Raw genomic sequence first — 18,410 nt, 5'->3', positions numbered from 1 at the left:
CGCCTGGCGCACGTCGATCCTTTCCGGATTCATGGGTCACCTCGTCGTCGATCGTCGATCATTCTACCGCGGTCGCGCCGGCGCGGACCCGACCAGTTCGCGGGCGCGAAGGAAGACGGCGTGCCACATCGGCCGCGTCAGGAGTCCCGTGTTGGTGTTGCGCCGGCTCGGATGGAACGAGCAGAGGAGGGTCCTGCCGTCCGGAAGTGCCCTCTCGGCGCCGTGCGCGAAGCGTGGAGCGGGTGGAGGTCCGGTCCTGTCCCGGTTGCCGGCGGCTCGAAGGAAGTTCTCGAGGGCGAGCCGACCCAGGACCACGACGACCTGAACGCGGTGGAGCAGCCGGATCTCCGCATCGAGGTAGGGCCGACAATTGGCGAATTCCTGGAGGGTCGGCTTGTTCTCGGGCGGGGCGCACCGGGCCGCGGCCGCAATGTAGCAGTCGATGAGCTCGAGCCCGTCGTCGCGCGACACCGAGGTGGGCCGGCTGGCGAAGCCGTACCGATGCAGGGCCTCGTACAGCCAGTCGCCGCTCGAGTCTCCTGTGAACACACGGCCGGTGCGGTTTCCGCCGTGCGCGGCGGGGGCGAGACCGACCACCAGAAGACGCGCGCGAGCATCGCCGAATCCCGGGATCGGTTTACCCCAGTAGTCCCACTCCAGGAACTCGCGCTTCTTGTCGCGCGCGACCTGCCTGCAATAAGAGCGCAGCCGTGGGCAACGCTCGCACGACACGATCGCGCGCCGGACTTCCTGCAGGGAACGGAAGTTCATGCCGCCCAAGACTACATCAGGACCGTGTTGACAATTCCCGGATCCGGGCGTACATAGATCGCCTGCCGACGCACCACGCATTCGCCGTGCGATAGAAAACTGCGTCCGAAGTGTTGTCCCCTGCGCCCATCACGGGACACCCTGATGGCCTCGGGCGCTCGTGGCGCGCGGCGGTCGTCGATGTGACTCGATTCTGTGAACGAGCCGGTGTCGCCCCGAACATGGGCATCGGGACATGCCGGCTCCCATCGAGGGGAGGTCGCCGGTGCGCAAATTCCTTCTGTCCGCCGTCTGCGCAGGTCTTTTCGTCGGTCTGGTCCTGGCCGACGGCAGTGGCGCCAACCACCAGGTAAGGACGATGTCATTCGGGTCGTCCGGCGGGAACGCCAACGACATCACACGCTTCTTCTGCTGCGGCGGAACTCTTGGGTCGCTGGTCACCAAAGGAGGCATCCAGTACATCCTGAGCAACAACCACGTTCTGGCGCGCGTCGATCAGGCCGCAGTGGGCGAGGACATCACCCAGCCCGGTCTGATCGACAACGGTTGCAGTGTTGCGACGGTGGTTGCCGACTTCAGCCAGGCGGTGCCGCTCGGGACGCAGAACGTCGATGCGGCTCTCGCGGCGGTGCGTCCAGGACTCATGGACGCCGGCGGCAAGATCCTGGACATCGGTGTCCCGTGCGCGACACCCGGAACCCCGCGGGTCGGGCTGGCGGTGGCGAAGAGCGGCCGGACGACCGGCTGCCAGCAGGGAACCATCGCATCGATCAGCACCAACGTCAACGTCCAGTACCAGAGAAGTTGCGGCAAAGGTAAGAAGTTCGTCATCGCTTACACCAACCAGGTGGTGATCAACAGCACCACCTTCAGCGCGGGCGGCGACTCCGGCTCGTTGATCCTATCGGGGTCGTGCAGCAATACCGGCAGCGAGACGAACGGCGACAACGCGCCGGTCGCCCTCCTGTTCGCCGGCAGCAGCTCCAGCACCATCGGCAACCCGATCCAGGATGTCATCGGGTCCCTGGGGGTCGGCTTCGTCGGCACGTCGACGTGCACCGCCCCGACCTCGGCGTCGGCCGCCACCGGCTTCGGTCGCGAGCCGCTGCAGAACGATCTCGATTTCGCCACCATGGTCAAGGACCGGCACGCTCCCGACATGATGCGGAATCCCGAGATCATCGGCGTGGGGGTGGGCGTGATGGACGATGACCCGAGCCGGGTGGCGCTCGTCGTCTACGTCGATTCGACCCGGCCGGTGCAGTCACGCGTCCCCACGCAGGTCGATGGGGTGCCCGTCAAGGTCGTACGCACGGATCCGTTCGTGGCCTACTAGCTCCGGAGTCGAAGAGAGGGGGTGACGCTCCAGGGTCACCCCCTCTTCATTCCGAGTGCCCACGGCAGGGTACATTCCGGGTTGGCAGGCGGTTTGCTAATACGCTCAGATGAAGACGCCGCGTGCCCCGGCCGACCGCCGGAATCGCCGTGGCGGAAGTACCGGAGGAGGTGTCCAGATGAAGAAGATCCTGACGCTCGCGGTGCTCATGACCCTGGGGCTCGCCTTGGCGACTCCGGTCCTGGCCGATCACCGTGACCACTACCGGGGACACCCTGTCCGCTACTCCCGAGGAGGGTACCACAGCGGGTATTACGCCCCGTACTCGAGGCCCAGGTACCGCACCCGGCTGTTCTTCGGCTTTGGCGTGCCGCTGTTCGCGCCGGCCCCCGTCCATGTCTACGACCCGCCGCCGTACTATGCGGAGCCCGGCTACTGCGAGCCGGTCTGGGTGCCGGGACACTACGTCTACCAGGGCGGGGCGCGCTTCCACATCGCGGGAGCCTGGTCCCGCTGAACGGGCTGTGGTGCCGGCGGGTGGAGCCGTGAGGCCGCCCGCCGGTTTCAGCCGGTTTCCGAGTTGACCTCCCCCGCCGGGCGTGATAGAAATCGCGGCCCCCTGCACACGACTCTCAGGAGGACCGCAGCGATGACGCCACACCGGCTCTCGAATCTTCTCCAGTGCACCGTTCCGACGCTTCTGGTCGCGGCACTGGCCGTCGCGACCACGCCACCGCTCCGGGCCGCGACCCTCGACCTGAAGGCCAAGGGGCGCACCGACACCGACAAGGACCGCGACTCCTACAACAGGCCGGTCGAGCTGATGGCCTTCTGGGGGGTCAAGGACGGCATGAAGGTGATGGACCTGTTCCCCGGGAACGGCTACCTGACGCTCCTCCTGAGCCAGGCGGTCGGTTCGAACGGGAAGGTCGTAGGGTTCGCGTCCTACGACCATGAGGCCTGGCAGAAGCGCTTCCAGCCGCTCGCGCTCCCCAACGTCGAGGAGGTCGTGATGCCGGAGCCGCAGGGATTCGGAGGGGACCTGGCGAAGGCGCTCGCCAAGCTCCCGGCGGGGTCGTTCGACGCGGTCCTCACCATAAGGAACTACCACGATCTGAAGAACCCGGCGGAGGCGCTGGCGGAGATCAAGCGCCTCCTGAAGCCGGGCGGGACTCTCGGAATCATCGACTCCCGCACGGCCAGCGGCCGCGACGCGGAGAACCACCGCATCGCCGACGACGTCATCGTCCGCGAGGTGCTGGCGGCCGGGTTCAGCCTGGCGGGGATCTCGCAGATGCTCTCGAACCCGAAGGACGACTACACCAAGGGCTTCTGGGACGCCCGTTGGATCGTCGATCAATCCTGCCTGAAATTCACACGTTGAGATTGGGCACGCTCACGGTCCGCGGCACCGGGGCGCGCGAGAAACGGTACCCTTCGTAGACCGCGATGGCGTAGAACACCAGGTCCATCGGGCTGAACGTCTCCACCATCAGGTCCACGATGACCGAAGGGTGAAGGTGCGTCACGATGGTCAGGAGAGGGATGTTCTCCTGCCGGCCGACCATCACGCAGACGATCAGGAGATTGCCGGCGAGACAGCCGAGCAGCGACAGCACGGCCCCCAGGACCTGGAACGTCGGCTCCGACCCCTTCCCGAATCTTCGCACGGCGTAGCCGACCAGGAAGCCGATGCCGATCGCCATCCAGCCGATCTGCATGTTGGTCACCACGGTGATGGTCGCCCACAGCGCCGCTCCGACGACGGCGGCGGCACCGCCCGCGAGCAGGGCCATCGGGAGGCTGTTGCTTTCCGGATTCAAGGGAGTCACGTCCGTCGTCTGTTCCATCGGGGTCCTCCCGGAGCGAGGCTCCTGTTTCAGGCCGACCGCTTCAGCACCACCAGCGTGATGTCGTCCTGCCGTGGCGAGGCGGCGCAGTGGCTCTCGACCGCGGCGGCGGCGCGATGGACGATGTCCTCGGGAGTCGCCGAGGGATCCTGCCGCGCGATTTCGATGAGGCGCGCTTCGCCGAACTCCTCGTCCGAAGCGCTTCGTCCTTCGGTCGCGCCGTCGCTGAAGCAGAGCACGACGTCGCCTGGGAGGATCTCCAGGCTGTGGGCGCGGAAGGCGGCGCCGGCGAGCATCCCCAGGGGCGGACCGGTCGCCGTCAGCCGCTCGACCTCCGCCCCGGCGCGCACCCGGCACGGCGGGTTCTGCCCGGCGTTGACATACGTCAGGGTGTGGCGCTCCGGATCCAGGACTCCGTAGAAGAAGGTGACGAAGCGGTTCTGGGGAATGCGCCGGTTCAGGTGCCGGTTGAGCCGGGTGATCGTCTCGTCCGGCGACAGCCCCATCTCGCACAGGGCATGCAGACTCGCCTGGAACGAGGCCATCAGGAGCGCGGCGGACAACCCCTTGCCGGCCACGTCCCCCAGCCCGATGCCGTAATGCCCGCCCGGAAGCTCCACGTAATCGAAATAGTCGCCGCCGACCGCCTGGCAGGGGGCGCTGTGTCCGTACACCTCGTATCCCGGGATCGGCGGCCCCTGGGCCGGCAGCAGATGTTCCTGGATCTCGCGCGCTTTCTGCAGCTCCTGCTCCATCCGCTCCTTGGCCACGACCTGCTCGAACAGCCGGGCGTTCTCGATCTTCACGGCCGCGACATTGGCCAGGTAGGTCAGGAGACGCAGGCTCTCCTCGCTGAACAACGCGGCCCTGTGGCGGTTGTCGACGTAGATCAGTCCGATCACATCGCGGTTGTTCCACAGGGGGACGCACATGACCGACCGGAGCTGCTGCGCCTCGACGCTGTGTCCCAGGCGGAAGCGGTCATCGATCAGGGCGTCGCTCGTCAGGATCGATTCCTGCTTCCGCATCACGCGGTCCGCGATGGTCTTGCTGATCGAGATGGTGGAGCCGGCCTCGTCGGGCGGGACCCGTATGACCTGGGCCAGGAGGGTCTCACCCGCGCGCAGCATGAGAAGTCCGCGCTCGAACGGCACGGCCCGCCGGGCGAGATCCATGATGGTCTCCAGGATCTCGGGGAGCGGACGATGGAAGACCAGCTGCTCGTTGGCCTCCTGGATGATGGCGGCGATGGAGGCGGCGGAGGCGCGGTCCGCGGGGGGCGGGAACGGCGTCTTCGCCTCTAGGATCAGCGGGACGTCGTGCAGCTCGGGCGTCCGCAGCCCGGTCGGCGAGAAGTAGGTCGTGCCGGCGCCCTGCAGGAGGGGCCGGTCGCTGAACTCGACGCTCGGGATCGTGGCGCCGTTGAAGATCAGGAGGGTCGATCCCAGGCGGACCCGGTCACCCGGGCTGAGGCGGGTCGGCTCTCCGATGCGCCGGTCGTTGACGAATGTGCCGTTCTTCCCCCCGGCATCGAGGACGAACACGCCGTCGGCCTGCCTGACGATGGCGGCGTGGGTGCGGGAGACGTTCAGGTCCTTGAGGACCAGATCGTTCCCCGAGGCGCGCCCGATGCGCAGGTTGTCGGCGTCGATGTCGCGGCGGACACTCGACCCCTCGGGCGTAATGACCGTCAGGAAGTCCATGTCCGGCCCCGCGGCGAGAAGGGCCCGGCGGCGCCGGGAGGCGCCGCCGGGTTCTACGACCCTACTTGATCCCGATTGTCACGTCATGCACCGTCCCGTCGTCGAGGATCGTCCTGATCAGGTAGAGCGAGTTCGACTGCAGGGACGAGGCACTCAGATTATAGATGTACTGCTGCGCGGTCGGATCGTAGCGATAGAGATTGTCCGTGTTGGCGCTTCCGACGCTGCCGATGTCGATGGCCTGGTCGCCCACCACGCCGTTGGCGACGAAGTGGACCTCGATCCTGGCGACGGCGTTGGGGATGTTCGCACCCGCGCAGTCGCGGAGCTGGAACTTCACCGGGATCGCCCCCCGCTTCTTGAGGAACACGGTCGGGCTGCCGGCCTTGATCGGCGCCAGGTATCCGTCGAAGACGTAGGCCTCGTCGATGTGACCGTCGCAATCGTCATCGGCACCGTTGCAGGCGACCTCCTGGACCGGTAAGACCGTCTGCTTGCAGACCATCGGACCGTCCGCGCACGAGGTGAGACCGTGGGTGCAGGCGCCGAAAAGACCGGTCTGCACCACGGTGCAGGGAAGACCCGCCCCCGCGGTCGGATGCCCGTCGTCGGGGACTCCGTCGCAGTTGTCGTCGAGACCGTTGCACAGCTCCGTCGCCCCGGGATTAATGAAGGCGCGCTGGTCGCTGCAGTCGGCGGCCCGGGTCGCCGAGCCGCACAGGGTGTAGCCATCGCCGTCCGCATCGGGCCCGGGGGCGCCGCCGAGTCCGGCGCAGTAGGACAGGCGGGCGTCCTCGCTCACGAGTCCGCAAGCGATCTTGACCGGAGACCACTGCGCCGCACCCTTGGCGCGCGTCGGGTCGGGGGTGACCGTGGCGATCTGGTCGACCGAGAGGGTTACGTCCGTGAAGGGAGGATAAGTCAGGACACCGCCGACATCGGACGAGTGGGAGTACAGCATCCGCAGATTGGGCTCGAATTCGCCGTCCTTCTTGAGGACCATGTCGGTCGAACCGGACACCGGCGAGTCGATCGTCAGGACCTGGCACGGAAACGGATCGTCAGGCGGAGATGGCTGGTAGCCGGGAGGGAACGCCGGCTCGTCGCCGTTCGGCAAGTTCGCCGAGCAGGCGGCGGCACCGGCCGGTGTCCCGCCGCCATTGCTGATGCTGAACAGGAGGCCGTCGGCGAGGCAGATCGTCTGATTGGAGAGCGGACCGGGTCCGAGGGCGCGGAAGGTGGCGTGAAGGGTGCACCTGTTGCCGCCGCCATCGGTCGCCACCACAGTCCCCTGCCCGTTTGCGCCCGCATCGATCGGCTCGACGCGGAAATCGACGGACGGCGCCCCCGGATCGAAGGGGTCCACAGTCAGCCGCACGTTGGACTCCCCCTCTTCCAGCGCCACACTCACGATACCCGACTGGACCTGTTCGGGATGGATGGAACCAGACGCGACGGACCTGAGGCAGTCGATGCACCCGATCACGCTGGAATCGGTCGCCGTCCCATCGATGCCGCGGACTCCTCCTTCGGTCGCCGGAGCGCCGCTGCAGACCGGCGGGGTCGTATCGGTCTCCGAGGCGGCGATTCCGAACCGCACGTCGTCGACCCCGAATTCCTCGGAGATGCCCGTCACCGTCCCGGCGGTGATGACCACGCGGAAGATCGGCCCGTCGGCAACAGCACCGAAGAACACCGGGGTCGACTCGCTGTCCGAGTCGTTCGACAGGGGCAGGGTAGCGGTGCTGTCGTCGCCGAACTCGAACTTCACAGAAGCGGGAGTCGCCGCCGGATCATAGGCGGTCAGGTAGAACGAGAAGGCGGTGATCGACGGATGGAAGTCGAGGTAAATCGTTTGAAGATAGGGGCTCTCGATGCCCGAAACCGAGCCGCCGACGAGCATGTTCGGCGCGCTCGAAGCCGCGCTGTGGCCGATCACGTGGATGCTGACATACCCATCGATGCCGCTGTTCGGAGACGAGAACACGACTCCGGGGATCTGGTCGCCGATCACTGTGTCTGAGGTGAAGGCGTCGAACCCTTCGTGCGTCAGCTCCCCTCCGCCGGCGGCGGCGAGAAACGACTCGGGGTCCGGATAGGTTGTGACCGTCGCCGCTGCGGTCGATGAGGCGGCGGAGGACACGAGAACGATCAGGATGGTGAAAATGACCCGGTTCAGGTTCGATATTGCGCGACTCAATTTCATCTCCTCCATTGCGCGAAACACACGTCCACTGCGGTTTTTTACGGATTCTGCCGACTCAAATATCCCCGAACGTCCCCTCTTGTCAATAGGAATCGCCCCCTTTTACGGCTTCAGGAGCGACTGCAGGCGTGCTGTCTCCGCGGCGTGGTCGGGTCCCTTGAACAGCGCCTCCGCTTGCCGGGCGAACTCGACCGTCAGGGGTCGTGCAAGAAACGTCTTGAGGTCGGTTCCCGCGAGCCCCTGGCGCATGTCCTCGAGCACCCCGAGCGCCTGGCCCGCCCGGTCCCGGGCGGCGGCTGCTTCTCCCTGCAATTTCAAAGTCTTGCACGCGATCTGGAGGGACTGGAACTGCACGTCCCGCAGGTGGATCGGGGAGGCGAGGTGCTGGGCCAGCTCCGCCTCCCTTGCCGCATCTCGCCCCCGGCCGGCGGCCAGGTGGACTCTCGCCAGGGCCAGGCGGGTGGCGGCGGTCAGCGGGGCGAGCCCGATGTTCGACGCGGCGCTGGCGACCTGTTCCAGATCGCGGGCCGACTGGGAGGCTTCCGCCTCACGCAGACGCGCCAGCAGTATGAGGCGCTGGTCGTTCGCGGCGCGGGCCTGCGTGACCGCCTCTTTCGCGACGGCGAGGGCCCGGGCGCGCTGCCCTCCTTCCAGAAGGAGCGCCGCCTGAGTGCTGAGCGCCTCCGCCAGGAGCGGCGCATTCTTCATCTTTCCGGCGAGGCGTAGCGCTTCCTTCAGGGCGCCGTCGGCTCCCTGAGAGTCGCCCAGCTGTCGGCGCACGCTTCCAAGGTAGACGAGACAGGTCGTGGATAGCGTCGTGTCGTTCGCCTCCCTGGCCATCTGTTGAGCGTCGGCCAGGAGAAACAGGGCTGGTCCGTATTCCCCCTGGTCCTCGTGGATGTTCGACAGGTTCGCCGACAGGATGCCGATCCACACCTTTTCGCCGATGTCGCGCGCCATCGTCAGTCCTTCGGTTTCATACTTGAGGGCCTCCTCGAAGCGCCCCTGCAATTGCTCGACGAGGCCGAGGTCGATGAGCGACCGGACGATCTCCACCTTGTCGCCGATCTCGCGTCGCTTGGCGAGCGCTTCCTTGAGGAAGATGAACGACTCGACGTAGCGTCCCAGGACACTGTTGATGTAGCCGACGCTGGCGAGACCCCGGGCCAGGTTCACCGGGTCTTCGATGTCGCGGACGATCTTGAGGCTCTCCTGGTATGCGGCGAGGGCCGCTTCGGGCCGGCCGGCGTCCTGCTGGATGTCTCCAAGCTCCGAGTACCCGTAGGCCAGTCCCTCTCTGTCGCCCATCTCCTGGCTGATGGCGAGGGCGTTCTTGACCGACTGGATGGCCTCCTCGTGCCTGCCGAGCTCGCGCTGGATCGACGCCAGGTTGCGCAGGGTGACCCCAACGCCGCGGCGGTCGCCGATCCGCTGCCGGATCTCGAGGGCCGCCATGTAGTTCTTCAGCGCCTCGTCCGGCTGGCCCAAGAGGTACCGGTAGGTGTTCCCCAGGCCGTTCAACACAGCGGCCCTCCCCTCTTCGTTCCCCGTCTCGGTGTGGAGGGCCAGGGCGGTGTTGAAATCCTTGAGAGACTCCGCTCCCTTCCCGAGCTTGTTGTGGACACGTCCGAGCGCGTAGAAGGCGCTCGGATGCTTGGGGTCGAGGGCGATCACCCGCTGCAGTGACTTCAAGGCGCCCTCGAGATCCCCCGCTTCCTCCTGCGCCGCAGCCAAGTCGAAGAAGACCTCGGCATTGTTCGGCGCGAGCTCGCACAGCTCGCGGTAGGCCTTGAGGGCTCCCGCGCTGTTGTTGGTGAGTCGGGCCTGCACGGCCCGGATGCGCGCGGACTCGTAAGGGGAGGTCGAGCCGATCCCGGACACGGCCTTGGCCGCTTCCGCCGTTGCCTTGTCGGTGTATCCCAGACGGTCGTAAGTCTCGGCCAGGAGGGCGCGGGCGACGTGGAATTGCGGGTCCTTGTCGAGCGCCGCCGTCAGGCGCTTCACCGCCTCGAGCTGGTTTCCGGAACGAGCCAGCGCCAGCCCATCGCCGTACAGGGACAGCGCCTCGACCGATTTCGTCGACAGCTCGGTGGCGCCGCGCCGCCTCTCGAGGAGCCCGCCCGCGACACCCAGACGCTCGCGCACCTGGCGCGTGAGATCGTCCACCATCGTGAAGATCGCCTTGTCCCCCTCACCGTCCACCACCAGCGCGCTCGCGTCCGTCGGCGCCGCCGCCGTTGAGGACGATCCGCCCGCAGGCCGCAAGGTCGCGTCGATCCGCAGACGGTCGGCGATTCGCACGATCCGCCCTCCCAGGACGTTCTCGGCGCCGAGGAGCGAGGCGATCCGGCGGGTAGTCGTCGGCGTCGGGTCGAGGTCGTCGCCGAGCTTCAGCGAGGCCAGCACCTCCTTGACCCGGTCCTCGCCGACCAGCCGGAGCGCTTTGGCCTCGATCAGCTCCGAACGGATCAGGCTCGGGAGCCCCGTGCGCACCCAGTCGTATCGCGGGTCGCCGGTGGCGTTCTGGAACGGGAGGAGGACGAGGGAGGTGCGGGGCGGAGGTGCCAGGGACGCTCCCCAGGGGGGCCAGGTCAGGTGGAACGGGTTCCAGGCCACGAGCAGGGCCAGGGTCAGCGCCGCGGCCGGCACGAGGTAGCGCTTTGCCGCGAAACGCCGCCAGGACCGCGAGGCGCGCTGCCGCTCGAGATCGCGCAGCAGGTCACCGGCGCTGGGGTAGCGGTCGTGCGGGTCGCGCTGCATCGCCCGCGCGACGACGGCCGACAGCCAGGCCGGCACCTCGGACCGGGCCTGCCGCATCGTCGGCGCGTCCTCGTGCAGACGCTTCATCATGATCGACAGGGCGTTCGAGGCCCGGAACGGCAGATTGCCCGTGAACATCTCGTACAGGATCACGCCGAAGGAGTAGATGTCGCCGCGGTGATCCGGCGTCTCGCCGCGCGCCTGCTCGGGGGACATGTAGTCCACCGTGCCGAGGATCGTCCCGGTGTCGGTCATCGTTCCCCCCTCGGCCAGGGAGCGCGAGATCCCGAAGTCGGCGATGTAGGCGTTGCCGTCCTGATCGATGAGGATGTTCTGCGGCTTCAGGTCGCGGTGCACGATGCCGGCGTCGTGCGCCGCCTGCAGCGCCTCGCCGATCTGCCGCGCCAGGGGCAGCCCCTTCTCGAGCGACAGCGCCCCTTCGCGCTCCAGGAGCCCCTTGAGATTCGTCCCCTCGACGTAGCTCATCGAGATGAAACGGATCTCCCCGGCCTCCCCCAGATCATGGATGCGCAGGACGTTCTTGTGGGTCACCTGGCTGGCCAGCAGGATCTCGCGCTTGAAGCGCTCCAGGACATCCGGCCGCGAGGCCATCTCGGGCCGGATGACCTTCAGCGCCACGAGGCGTCCGAGCTCGCGGTCCTTAGCCTTGTACACCGTCCCCATGCCCCCCTCTCCGAGGGTCGTCAGGATCTCGTAGCGCGTGCCGAGGAGGGTGCCGGGGAGGAGGCGGGCGCCCGGGGCGAAGCCGTATCCGCCGGTCGCGGAGCGGGCAACACCGGAGGTGGTGAGCGTGCGATCGCTCCCGCCTCCGATACCGGTGCGGGTGGGAGTGTCCGCGCCCTCGCCGTCCGCGGCGGGTGGGTCAGGCGAGAGTGTCGACGCGCAGGCAGAACACTGCCCCGCTGTCTCCGGATTGGGCCATCCGCAACGGGGACAGTTCATAGCGGCGCATCATCGTAGGCCCGCCGCGCGCGCACGGTCAAGGGAAATGCCCGGACGGTTCGAGGCTAGGGAGGAGTCGGACAGGCGACCAGGATCGGGATCGGATGCGCCGGGTCGGAGTCGAGCGGACCGTCGCCGCATCCTTCGCCCCCCGCCAGGTAGTAGAAGGCGGTCCTGGCGGGCGGATTCGACGCGTCGCTGGAGACCAGGTCGCCGTTTCCCTCCGAGTCGTCGCTTTCGAGACAGGCGTGATCGAAGACGCTGCCGGGGGGACGCGTGCCCAGGGGGGCCGTGATGGTGCCGCGGTAGGTGTTGTGGAACCGCGCACCGGGTGCGGGCGAAAAGGTGAAGGCGCGCGAGTCGGTGAAATCGAGACCGGCGACCGGTCCGGGCGGCCCGTTCAGCGGGTCTGTGGGAGCGCAGTCGGCGATGTCGTGGATCCCGTCCAGGTCGTGGTCGAGCGCCGTCAGCGGGGCGAAGCGAATCCCCTGCTGGTTGATGCGGCCCGTCGTGAACAGCAGCGTGCCGGTCCCGGTGTTCCTGTTGATCGACAGGAGGCCCCCGTCCGCTCCGGTGCCGCGCAGGGCGATGCCGTACAGCGTCCCGCCGGGGCTGAAGTCCATGCCGGACAGAGCGACGTTCGAGAAGATCGGCCCGCCGACGAGCGTCTTGGCTGCGGTCGCGGGATCAACCGTGAACAGGGATTGCGGTGCCACCGTCGTCGTCTGGCCGGACACGAACAACGTCCCCGCGTCGTCGAACGCCAGGGCGCGGGCGGCGACCAGTCCGAGGTCTCCGATGATCGACACCACGGCACCGGTCGTCGGATCGAGGGTCAGGAGGCGGCTCGCGCCCGCGTCATCGACGCCGATGCCGTACAGCGCGCCGGTGGCCGGATGGAAGTCGATTGCCGTGATCGCGGCCTGGCCCGTCGCGCCGATGAGCGAGCCACGCCCCGGCAGCCCGAGCGGGGCCATGTCGAAGAGCACGCCGTTGTACCCGATCGACAGGTTGACGTTGTGCTGCGTCGCGCCGAAGAGCCGGCCGGCGGAGGAGAACGCCAGGTCCCCGATCTCGTGGAACCCCGGGTCGCCGATCTGGATCGTGCGGCCGCTGGTGGTGCTGATGAGCGCCAGGCGGGAGCGCTCGTCGGCGATGAAGGCCATCCGGTCGATCTCGATCAGGCAGGTGGAGGAGCAGCCGTCCAGGGACGTCAGGTTGCCGTCGTCGCACTCCTCCTTGTTGCCCGGCTGGACGATCCCGTCGCCGCACACTTCCCGCCGGCAGGTCTCCGAGCAGCCGTCCCCGCTCTTGAGGTTACCGTCGTCGCACTGCTCGCTCCCCTCCAGGGTGCCGTTGCCGCACGGGGTGGCGGCGCAGGCGCCGGAGCAGGAGTCGCCGTCCAGCAGGTTGCCGTCGTCGCACTGCTCGAACGGATCGGGGACGCCGTTGCCGCACGTGTCGGTCGCGACGTGGTCGACGAAGACGTCGATGTCGTTGTTGCGGGCGTCGGCCCAGGAGGGATAGAAGGCGTTCCCCTCGCTCGCGCACTGGATGTAGTCGCCGAAGTTCGGCGTGAAGGTCGCCGGCGCGAACCACGAGGACGGTGAGGTCGTGACGCGGAAGTTCGGACCAAATGTATGCCCGCCGTCGAGGGAGCGGGCGGCGTAGACGTCCACCGTGTGCATGCCGGCCCAGTTGCGGTGGTCGTACCAGAAGGCCTCGACGGCACCCGCGGAGCTGACCGACACCCACGGCATCACCTGGTCGTTGCCCGGGGTGTCGTCGTTCAGGCGCACGGGGGCGGACCAGATCGTCCCGCGGTCGGTGGAGCGGGACAGGAAAACGTCCCGGGACGGCATGGACGGCGATTCGCGCTCCACCCAGATGACGTAGAGGTTCCCGCGGGTCGCCGCGGTCGAGGTGTCGGCCGCCACGGTCCCCTCCTCGATGACGTCCTCGCGGTTGTAGCCGACATTGGCGGGGAAGAACGAGGGGGTCATGACCCGCACGATGACCGTCGGATCGAAGCTGACGGCGAAATTGAACGACCGGCGGAGCTCCAGCTGCGTCACGGCGGCGGTGATGTCGTCCAGGCCGCGCTCCCACAGGACGTAGACCTCGCTTCCGGGTCCGATCGCGAGGTAGGCGATCTGCACCGACTCGGTCGGGCTGGCCTCCAGGATGAGCGGGGCGGTCCAGGTGGACGCACCGTCGACCGACTTGAGGATCTCGATCTGCAGCGGACCGGACAGGTTGATGTTCCCGTTCACGAAGCGCGTGTAGACGAGGTACAGGGTGTTGGTGGCGCGATCGCAGGTGAGCCACGGCTTGTCCAGGAAGTCGTTCGTGGACGTGATCGCGACTCTGGGATTGGTCCAGGCGAGGGTCGCCCCCGAAAACGTCCCGACGTTCACCGCCAGCGCAGAATCGGTCGCGTTGGGAAAGTAGATGCTGGAGTAATAGAACGTGCCGTCGCCGCAGACGGTCACGGACGGATCGCCCAGGAGCTCCTTCGGCAATGCACCGCCGACCGGCAGCCCGCCGCTGTCGGTGAACGTCTGGCCGCCGTCGGTGGAATACGCGACGCCCGAGCCGCGGTTCCCGTTGACCTGGTTGAAGCCGACGACGACGTGGCTGCCGAACGCGGCGACCGTGGTCTCGCTCTGCGTGCCGGCCACGCCGTGGCTCGCCTGCACCTCGGGCGAAAAGGGGAGCGGCGCGACGGGGCCCGCCATACCGTCCGCACGGTCCGGACGGGAGCGCCCGCCCTTGCGGACGATCTTCGCGCGCATGCGGGCCCGCAGGCGCAGCAGGCGCGCGGCGCCGCTTTCCGCGCGCGACGCAGCCGGAGCCGGCCCCCCGGCATGACCGGCCACCCCCGTGGCGAGGGCCGAGACCGCAAGAAGGATCGCCGGGAAGGCGCGGCGGAGCCTGGTCCTTGCCGGGGTCGGCTTCACGGCTGGAAACTACGACGCGATCGCCTGTTCGTCAAGAAGATGCCGTAGGATCCACGCCCATGCGCCTCCGATCGTTTCTTCCGGGGCTGACGATATCCCTCCTGGTCATGTTCCTTCCCGTCCGGGCCGCGGTCCAGGAGGAGCCGGCCGACGACGTCTTCCTGCGCGGCTACATCGTCTCCTACCTGGAGCAGGTCCTGCACCTGCGGCGGGACAGACTCCTGGTCGCGGTCGAAAACGGTGTCGTCACACTGAGCGGTACGGTCACGACACCGGAGGAGATCGATCGGATTGTCGACGCGGTGATCGCCTTCCAGGGGGTCCGCCGCGTGGTCAACCGCCTGGAGGTCGAGGACACGCGTGATCGGCGTCGCTTCAAGAGCTGGATCGAATGGCTCCGTCCCCCTCCCGGACGGGCCACGGTGCGCTTCCCGGCGGGAGATCTGTTCACGCCCCCCCTGGCCGACCAGAAGCAGCCGCGTTTCCACATGACCTGGCAGCGCTGGCGCACCGGGAGCGGAAGGTTCGACATCGCCTCGGTCGGATTCGGCGAGAACTTCGGGCTTTTGCGCTGGCCGCGCGGGCATCCCGGGGACGGCTGGCAGCTCGGAATCAGCGGCGCGGTGTTCGCGATCTTCAACCTCGACACACCGTCCATGGACCTCCTGAACGCGGATTACTACGTCGGCTTTCCGCTGAGCTACCGCAGCGGCCCCTGGTCGGCGCGCCTCAGGCTGTTCCACCAGTCGTCCCACCTGGGGGACGAGTTCCTGCTGCAGACCCAGGACACGCAGCCTGTGCCGCCCGCGCCGCGGATCAATCTGAGCTACGAGGCGGTCGAGGTGCTCGGCTCGTACGAGAGGGCGGGGGCGCGGGCCTATTTCGGCGGCACGCGCATCGTGACGATCGATCCCTCGGACGTCGGGCGGAGCCGGCTGCAGGCGGGGGCCGAGTACCGGGGGAACCCGGTCCACTGGCATACCTCGCGCCTCGTCGCCGGCCTCGACGTCGAGGCCTGGAGCGAGACCGGCTGGGACCGGGACTGGAGCGCGAAGGCGGGGCTGCTGTTCAGGAGTCCCTACGGGGACGCCCGATCGACCCAGCTTCTGCTCGAGTATTACAACGGTCACGCTCCGCACGGACAGTTCTTCCAGGTCGATGTCAGGTACTACGGGATCGGCATCGCCTACGCCTTCTAAGGCGGCGCGCACGAGCAGGTATAGGGGCGCGTCGGTCCCCCCACCTGCTCCCTCAGCCAGTAATTCCCGAGAGCCAGGTCGGCGCGGCGCCCGAAGCGGTAACGGTAGTAGACGATGCGCAGGGCGCGGGGACCCGTGGCGGGAAACGGATCGTCCTTGAACAGGGGCGCCAGAGCGCCGGGATCGCAGCACAGCCGCCGCGCCAGGTTGCCGATGTATTCCTCGTCGCGGCGCCCGCGTCCGAGCGTCCAGAAGGAGTAGTGGAACGGGAAGCGCGGGTTGTGCAGAAAGGTCGTCGGCGGGGGATCGCGCGGATCGCCCGGCGCGTAGCGCAGATGATACGGCCTCCACTCCGCGCCGTCGGAGGTTCCCTCGATCTCGGCGACGATCCGCTCGCGCAGGATACCCGGGAACAGGTGATAGACGTTGATGCTCCGGAACGGGAGATACAGGCCCCGGAGGCGCGCCAGGCCCTGACCCTGCACCATCGACGGCGCGAAATAGCCGAGCGCCTCGACGGTGGAGGCGGGCACCAGCAGGAGCGCCAGCGCCCAGCCGGGGACACGCGCGAGGAGAATGCCGCGCCGCACCCCCGCGGGGGGGGCGGCGCTCTCCGCGACCGCCGTCTGCGCCTCCGCTGCGCCGGGTCGGCGGGGTCGCAGCAACCTGTCCGCGAGCCCGAACGCCGCATCGAGGTCACGGTCCTCGAGACAGGAGAGGCTCAGCACGATCGACAGGAGATTGAAGAACCCGTAGTTCGACGTCAGGCCGATGGACAGCTGGAAGGGAAGGTGGATCGCGAAGAACAGCAGGCGGAAGCGCCGCGGCAGGAAGATCAGGACCGCCAGCGGCATCTCGACGAAGAACGTGAAGAAGACCGAGAGTTGATGGAACCAGAGGGGGAACTGCTGGACGAGCCAGCCGCCCCAGGAGGGGAGGGGGGCGGTCTCGTAGTAGTAGGTCATCGCGGTCAGGTTCAGCCAGGTGTCCTTCCCCGCCTCGATCTTCGCCAGCCCCGACTCGAACAGCAGCCGGAACAGGAGCCACTTCACGAGGAAGATCGCGATCGGCTGCGGCTCCGGCAGCGGCCGTCCGCGGGCGAGGTCGAGGAGCGTGCCTTGTCCCGGGAGGAGGATCGCCAGAAGGGAAGTCTCCATGAGAAGGTTGTCCCACTGGTAATAGAAGAAGTCGCGCCCCGCGGTGATGCACGACAGGTACAGGAACCACAGGACGAACGGAACGGCGCGCCCTCCGATCCCGAGAACCAGGAGAATCGAGATCAGGGCGCCGAGAAGCGGAACGATCAGGAACGCCGCGTCGCCGTGGATGAAGAGGAAGAGGGTGGGGAAGGCGAGCAGGCGGTCCAGCAGGCCCGCGTGGGTCGACCCGAGACGCGCCAGGAACTCGACCCAGGGCAGGAGCCCGCGCGTTCCGACCAGGTCGCGCAGCTGCACCGCGAGCGACAGGAAGGCGGCCAGGAAGACCAGGCCGAGGCCGGCGCGGAACAGGACGACGACCCGTCCACGATCGCTCATGTGTCTGCCACGCCCGGTGAGCACACTTTCGTGATCCCCTTTTTCGCCGGGAAGTCGCGGGGCTGCTTGACACCCCCCGGCCGGCACCTATTTTCGATTGTAGCGCCCGAACATTCACGTCGTGCCGCCCCGCTGTGCGATTCTCCGGCGGCACGGGGGCGGGGGGAGGTGGAACAGTGCAGGGTGCGCGTATCCTCGTGGTGGACGATCAGGAAGCGAACCGGCAAATCGTCCGCGACGTCCTCGAGCCCCTCGGGTATCGGATCACGGAGGCGGCCGACGGCGAGGAGGCTCTCGAGGCGGTGGCACGCGAGGCGCCCGACCTCATCCTGTGCGACGTCGTGATGCCGCGGCGCGACGGATACGCCGTCTGTCAGGCGCTGAAAGAGGATCCGAAGACACGTCTCGTCCCGATCGTCATGCTCACCTCGCTCGACCAGCTTCCCGACAAGGTCAAGGCGGTCGAGCTGGGCGCGGACGATTATCTGACCAAGCCCTTCAACGTCGTCGAGCTCACGACCCGCGTGCGCTCTCTCCTGTCGCTCAAGCACTTCACGGATGAGTTCGAGCACGCGTCGCGGGTCCTGGAGAGCATCGCGCTGGTGGTCGAGAGCCGGGACCGCTACACGGGCGACCATTGCCGGCGGCTCGGCCGTTACGGCACACTGGTGGGCCGGGCGATGAACGTTCCGGACGGGGATCTCAAGTCTCTCTACCTCGCGGGGATCTTCCACGACCTCGGCAAGATCGCGGTCTCCGACGCGGTCCTCAACAAGCCTGGGCCCCTCACGCCGGAGGAGCTCGTCACGATGCGCAGCCACCCGGTCGTCGGATCCGACCTCTGCCGTTCGATGCGCACCATGGAGAAGGTCGTCCCGCTCATCCGCCACCACCACGAGCGGCTCGACGGGTCCGGGTACCCGGATGGATTGCAGGGGAAGGAGATTCCCCTGGTGGTGCGCATTCTCAGCGTGGTCGATGTGTACGACGCCCTCGCAACCCGAAGACCCTATCGCGACGCGTTGCCTCACTCCAAGTGCATGGAGATCATGCGCGAAGAGGTGCGCAGGGGCTGGTGGGACCCGGACGTTCTCGAGACCCTGGATCGCTGCCTGCGCTCGTCCTGA

General features: G+C 67.7%; 12 protein-coding genes. 5 read left to right on the top strand and 7 right to left on the bottom strand.

Annotation, left to right across the window (positions count from 1 at the left end; all coding sequences use genetic code 11):
- Positions 1 to 63: 63 nt before the first annotated feature.
- On the bottom strand, positions 64 to 771 hold the full coding sequence (locus VEW47_04820; protein ID HYS04497.1) for a uracil-DNA glycosylase: 708 nt from the start codon (positions 769 to 771) through the stop codon (positions 64 to 66).
- A 265-nt stretch (positions 772 to 1,036) separates the two neighbouring features.
- Here VEW47_04820 and VEW47_04815 point away from each other — a divergent pair, with 265 nt between their 5' ends.
- The 3 genes from VEW47_04815 to VEW47_04805 all read left to right on the top strand — a co-directional run bounded on the left by VEW47_04815 (position 1,037) and on the right by VEW47_04805 (position 3,491).
- Entirely contained in the window at positions 1,037 to 2,107 is a 1,071-nt protein-coding gene (locus tag VEW47_04815; protein ID HYS04496.1) for a hypothetical protein, read from the top strand.
- A gap of 178 nt (positions 2,108 to 2,285) precedes the next feature.
- Entirely contained in the window at positions 2,286 to 2,624 is a 339-nt protein-coding gene (locus tag VEW47_04810) for a hypothetical protein (protein ID HYS04495.1), read from the top strand.
- A 132-nt stretch (positions 2,625 to 2,756) separates the two neighbouring features.
- A complete protein-coding gene (locus tag VEW47_04805; protein ID HYS04494.1) occupies positions 2,757 to 3,491 on the top strand; it encodes a methyltransferase domain-containing protein in 735 nt (244 codons plus the stop codon).
- Here VEW47_04805 and VEW47_04800 read toward each other — a convergent pair.
- From VEW47_04800 to VEW47_04780, 5 genes are all read right to left on the bottom strand, one after another.
- Positions 3,481 to 3,957 carry a hypothetical protein gene (locus tag VEW47_04800; protein HYS04493.1) on the bottom strand — a complete coding sequence of 159 codons (477 nt, stop codon included), beginning with the start codon at positions 3,955 to 3,957 and terminating at the stop codon, positions 3,481 to 3,483. The two genes, VEW47_04805 and VEW47_04800, sit on opposite strands and share 11 nt — an antisense overlap.
- A gap of 29 nt (positions 3,958 to 3,986) precedes the next feature.
- Positions 3,987 to 5,660 (bottom strand): SpoIIE family protein phosphatase, encoded by a 1,674-nt coding sequence (locus VEW47_04795; GenBank protein ID HYS04492.1) that lies wholly within the window; start codon positions 5,658 to 5,660, stop codon positions 3,987 to 3,989.
- A gap of 61 nt (positions 5,661 to 5,721) precedes the next feature.
- Positions 5,722 to 7,860 (bottom strand): MopE-related protein, encoded by a 2,139-nt coding sequence (locus tag VEW47_04790; GenBank protein HYS04491.1) that lies wholly within the window; start codon positions 7,858 to 7,860, stop codon positions 5,722 to 5,724.
- 108 nt (positions 7,861 to 7,968) lie between these two features.
- Positions 7,969 to 11,589 carry a tetratricopeptide repeat protein gene (locus VEW47_04785; GenBank protein HYS04490.1) on the bottom strand — a complete coding sequence of 1,207 codons (3,621 nt, stop codon included), beginning with the start codon at positions 11,587 to 11,589 and terminating at the stop codon, positions 7,969 to 7,971.
- Between the two features lie 65 nt (positions 11,590 to 11,654).
- On the bottom strand, positions 11,655 to 14,549 hold the full coding sequence (locus VEW47_04780; GenBank protein ID HYS04489.1) for a DUF4215 domain-containing protein: 2,895 nt from the start codon (positions 14,547 to 14,549) through the stop codon (positions 11,655 to 11,657).
- A gap of 59 nt (positions 14,550 to 14,608) precedes the next feature.
- On the opposite strand from VEW47_04780, the gene VEW47_04775 reads away from it, so the two are divergent.
- Entirely contained in the window at positions 14,609 to 15,748 is a 1,140-nt protein-coding gene (locus VEW47_04775; GenBank protein HYS04488.1) for a DUF1207 domain-containing protein, read from the top strand.
- Here VEW47_04775 and VEW47_04770 read toward each other — a convergent pair.
- A complete protein-coding gene (locus VEW47_04770; protein ID HYS04487.1) occupies positions 15,745 to 17,283 on the bottom strand; it encodes a lipase maturation factor family protein in 1,539 nt (512 codons plus the stop codon). The two genes, VEW47_04775 and VEW47_04770, sit on opposite strands and share 4 nt — an antisense overlap.
- Positions 17,284 to 17,459: 176 nt before the next feature.
- On the opposite strand from VEW47_04770, the gene VEW47_04765 reads away from it, so the two are divergent.
- Positions 17,460 to 18,410 carry an HD domain-containing phosphohydrolase gene (locus VEW47_04765; protein ID HYS04486.1) on the top strand — a complete coding sequence of 317 codons (951 nt, stop codon included), beginning with the start codon at positions 17,460 to 17,462 and terminating at the stop codon, positions 18,408 to 18,410.

Source organism: Candidatus Dormiibacterota bacterium (assembly GCA_035635555.1).
Taxonomy (GTDB): domain Bacteria; phylum Acidobacteriota; class Polarisedimenticolia; order Gp22-AA2; family Gp22-AA2; genus Gp22-AA3.
The sequence above is the reverse complement of the archived record's forward strand: the minus strand, read 5'-3'. Positions and strand labels throughout refer to the sequence as shown.

Excerpts from the sequence above, each read along its gene's own strand:
- VEW47_04820 (HYS04497.1), bottom strand. The coding sequence starts at position 771 with ATGAACTTCCGTTCCCTGCAGGAAGTCCGGCGCGCGATCGTGTCGTGC.
- VEW47_04810 (HYS04495.1), top strand. The coding sequence starts at position 2,286 with ATGAAGAAGATCCTGACGCTCGCGGTGCTCATGACCCTGGGGCTCGCC.
- VEW47_04805 (HYS04494.1), top strand. The coding sequence starts at position 2,757 with ATGACGCCACACCGGCTCTCGAATCTTCTCCAGTGCACCGTTCCGACG.
- VEW47_04800 (HYS04493.1), bottom strand. The coding sequence starts at position 3,957 with ATGGAACAGACGACGGACGTGACTCCCTTGAATCCGGAAAGCAACAGC.
- VEW47_04795 (HYS04492.1), bottom strand. The coding sequence starts at position 5,660 with ATGGACTTCCTGACGGTCATTACGCCCGAGGGGTCGAGTGTCCGCCGC.
- VEW47_04785 (HYS04490.1), bottom strand. The coding sequence starts at position 11,589 with ATGAACTGTCCCCGTTGCGGATGGCCCAATCCGGAGACAGCGGGGCAG.
- VEW47_04775 (HYS04488.1), top strand. The coding sequence starts at position 14,609 with ATGCGCCTCCGATCGTTTCTTCCGGGGCTGACGATATCCCTCCTGGTC.
- VEW47_04770 (HYS04487.1), bottom strand. The coding sequence starts at position 17,283 with ATGAGCGATCGTGGACGGGTCGTCGTCCTGTTCCGCGCCGGCCTCGGC.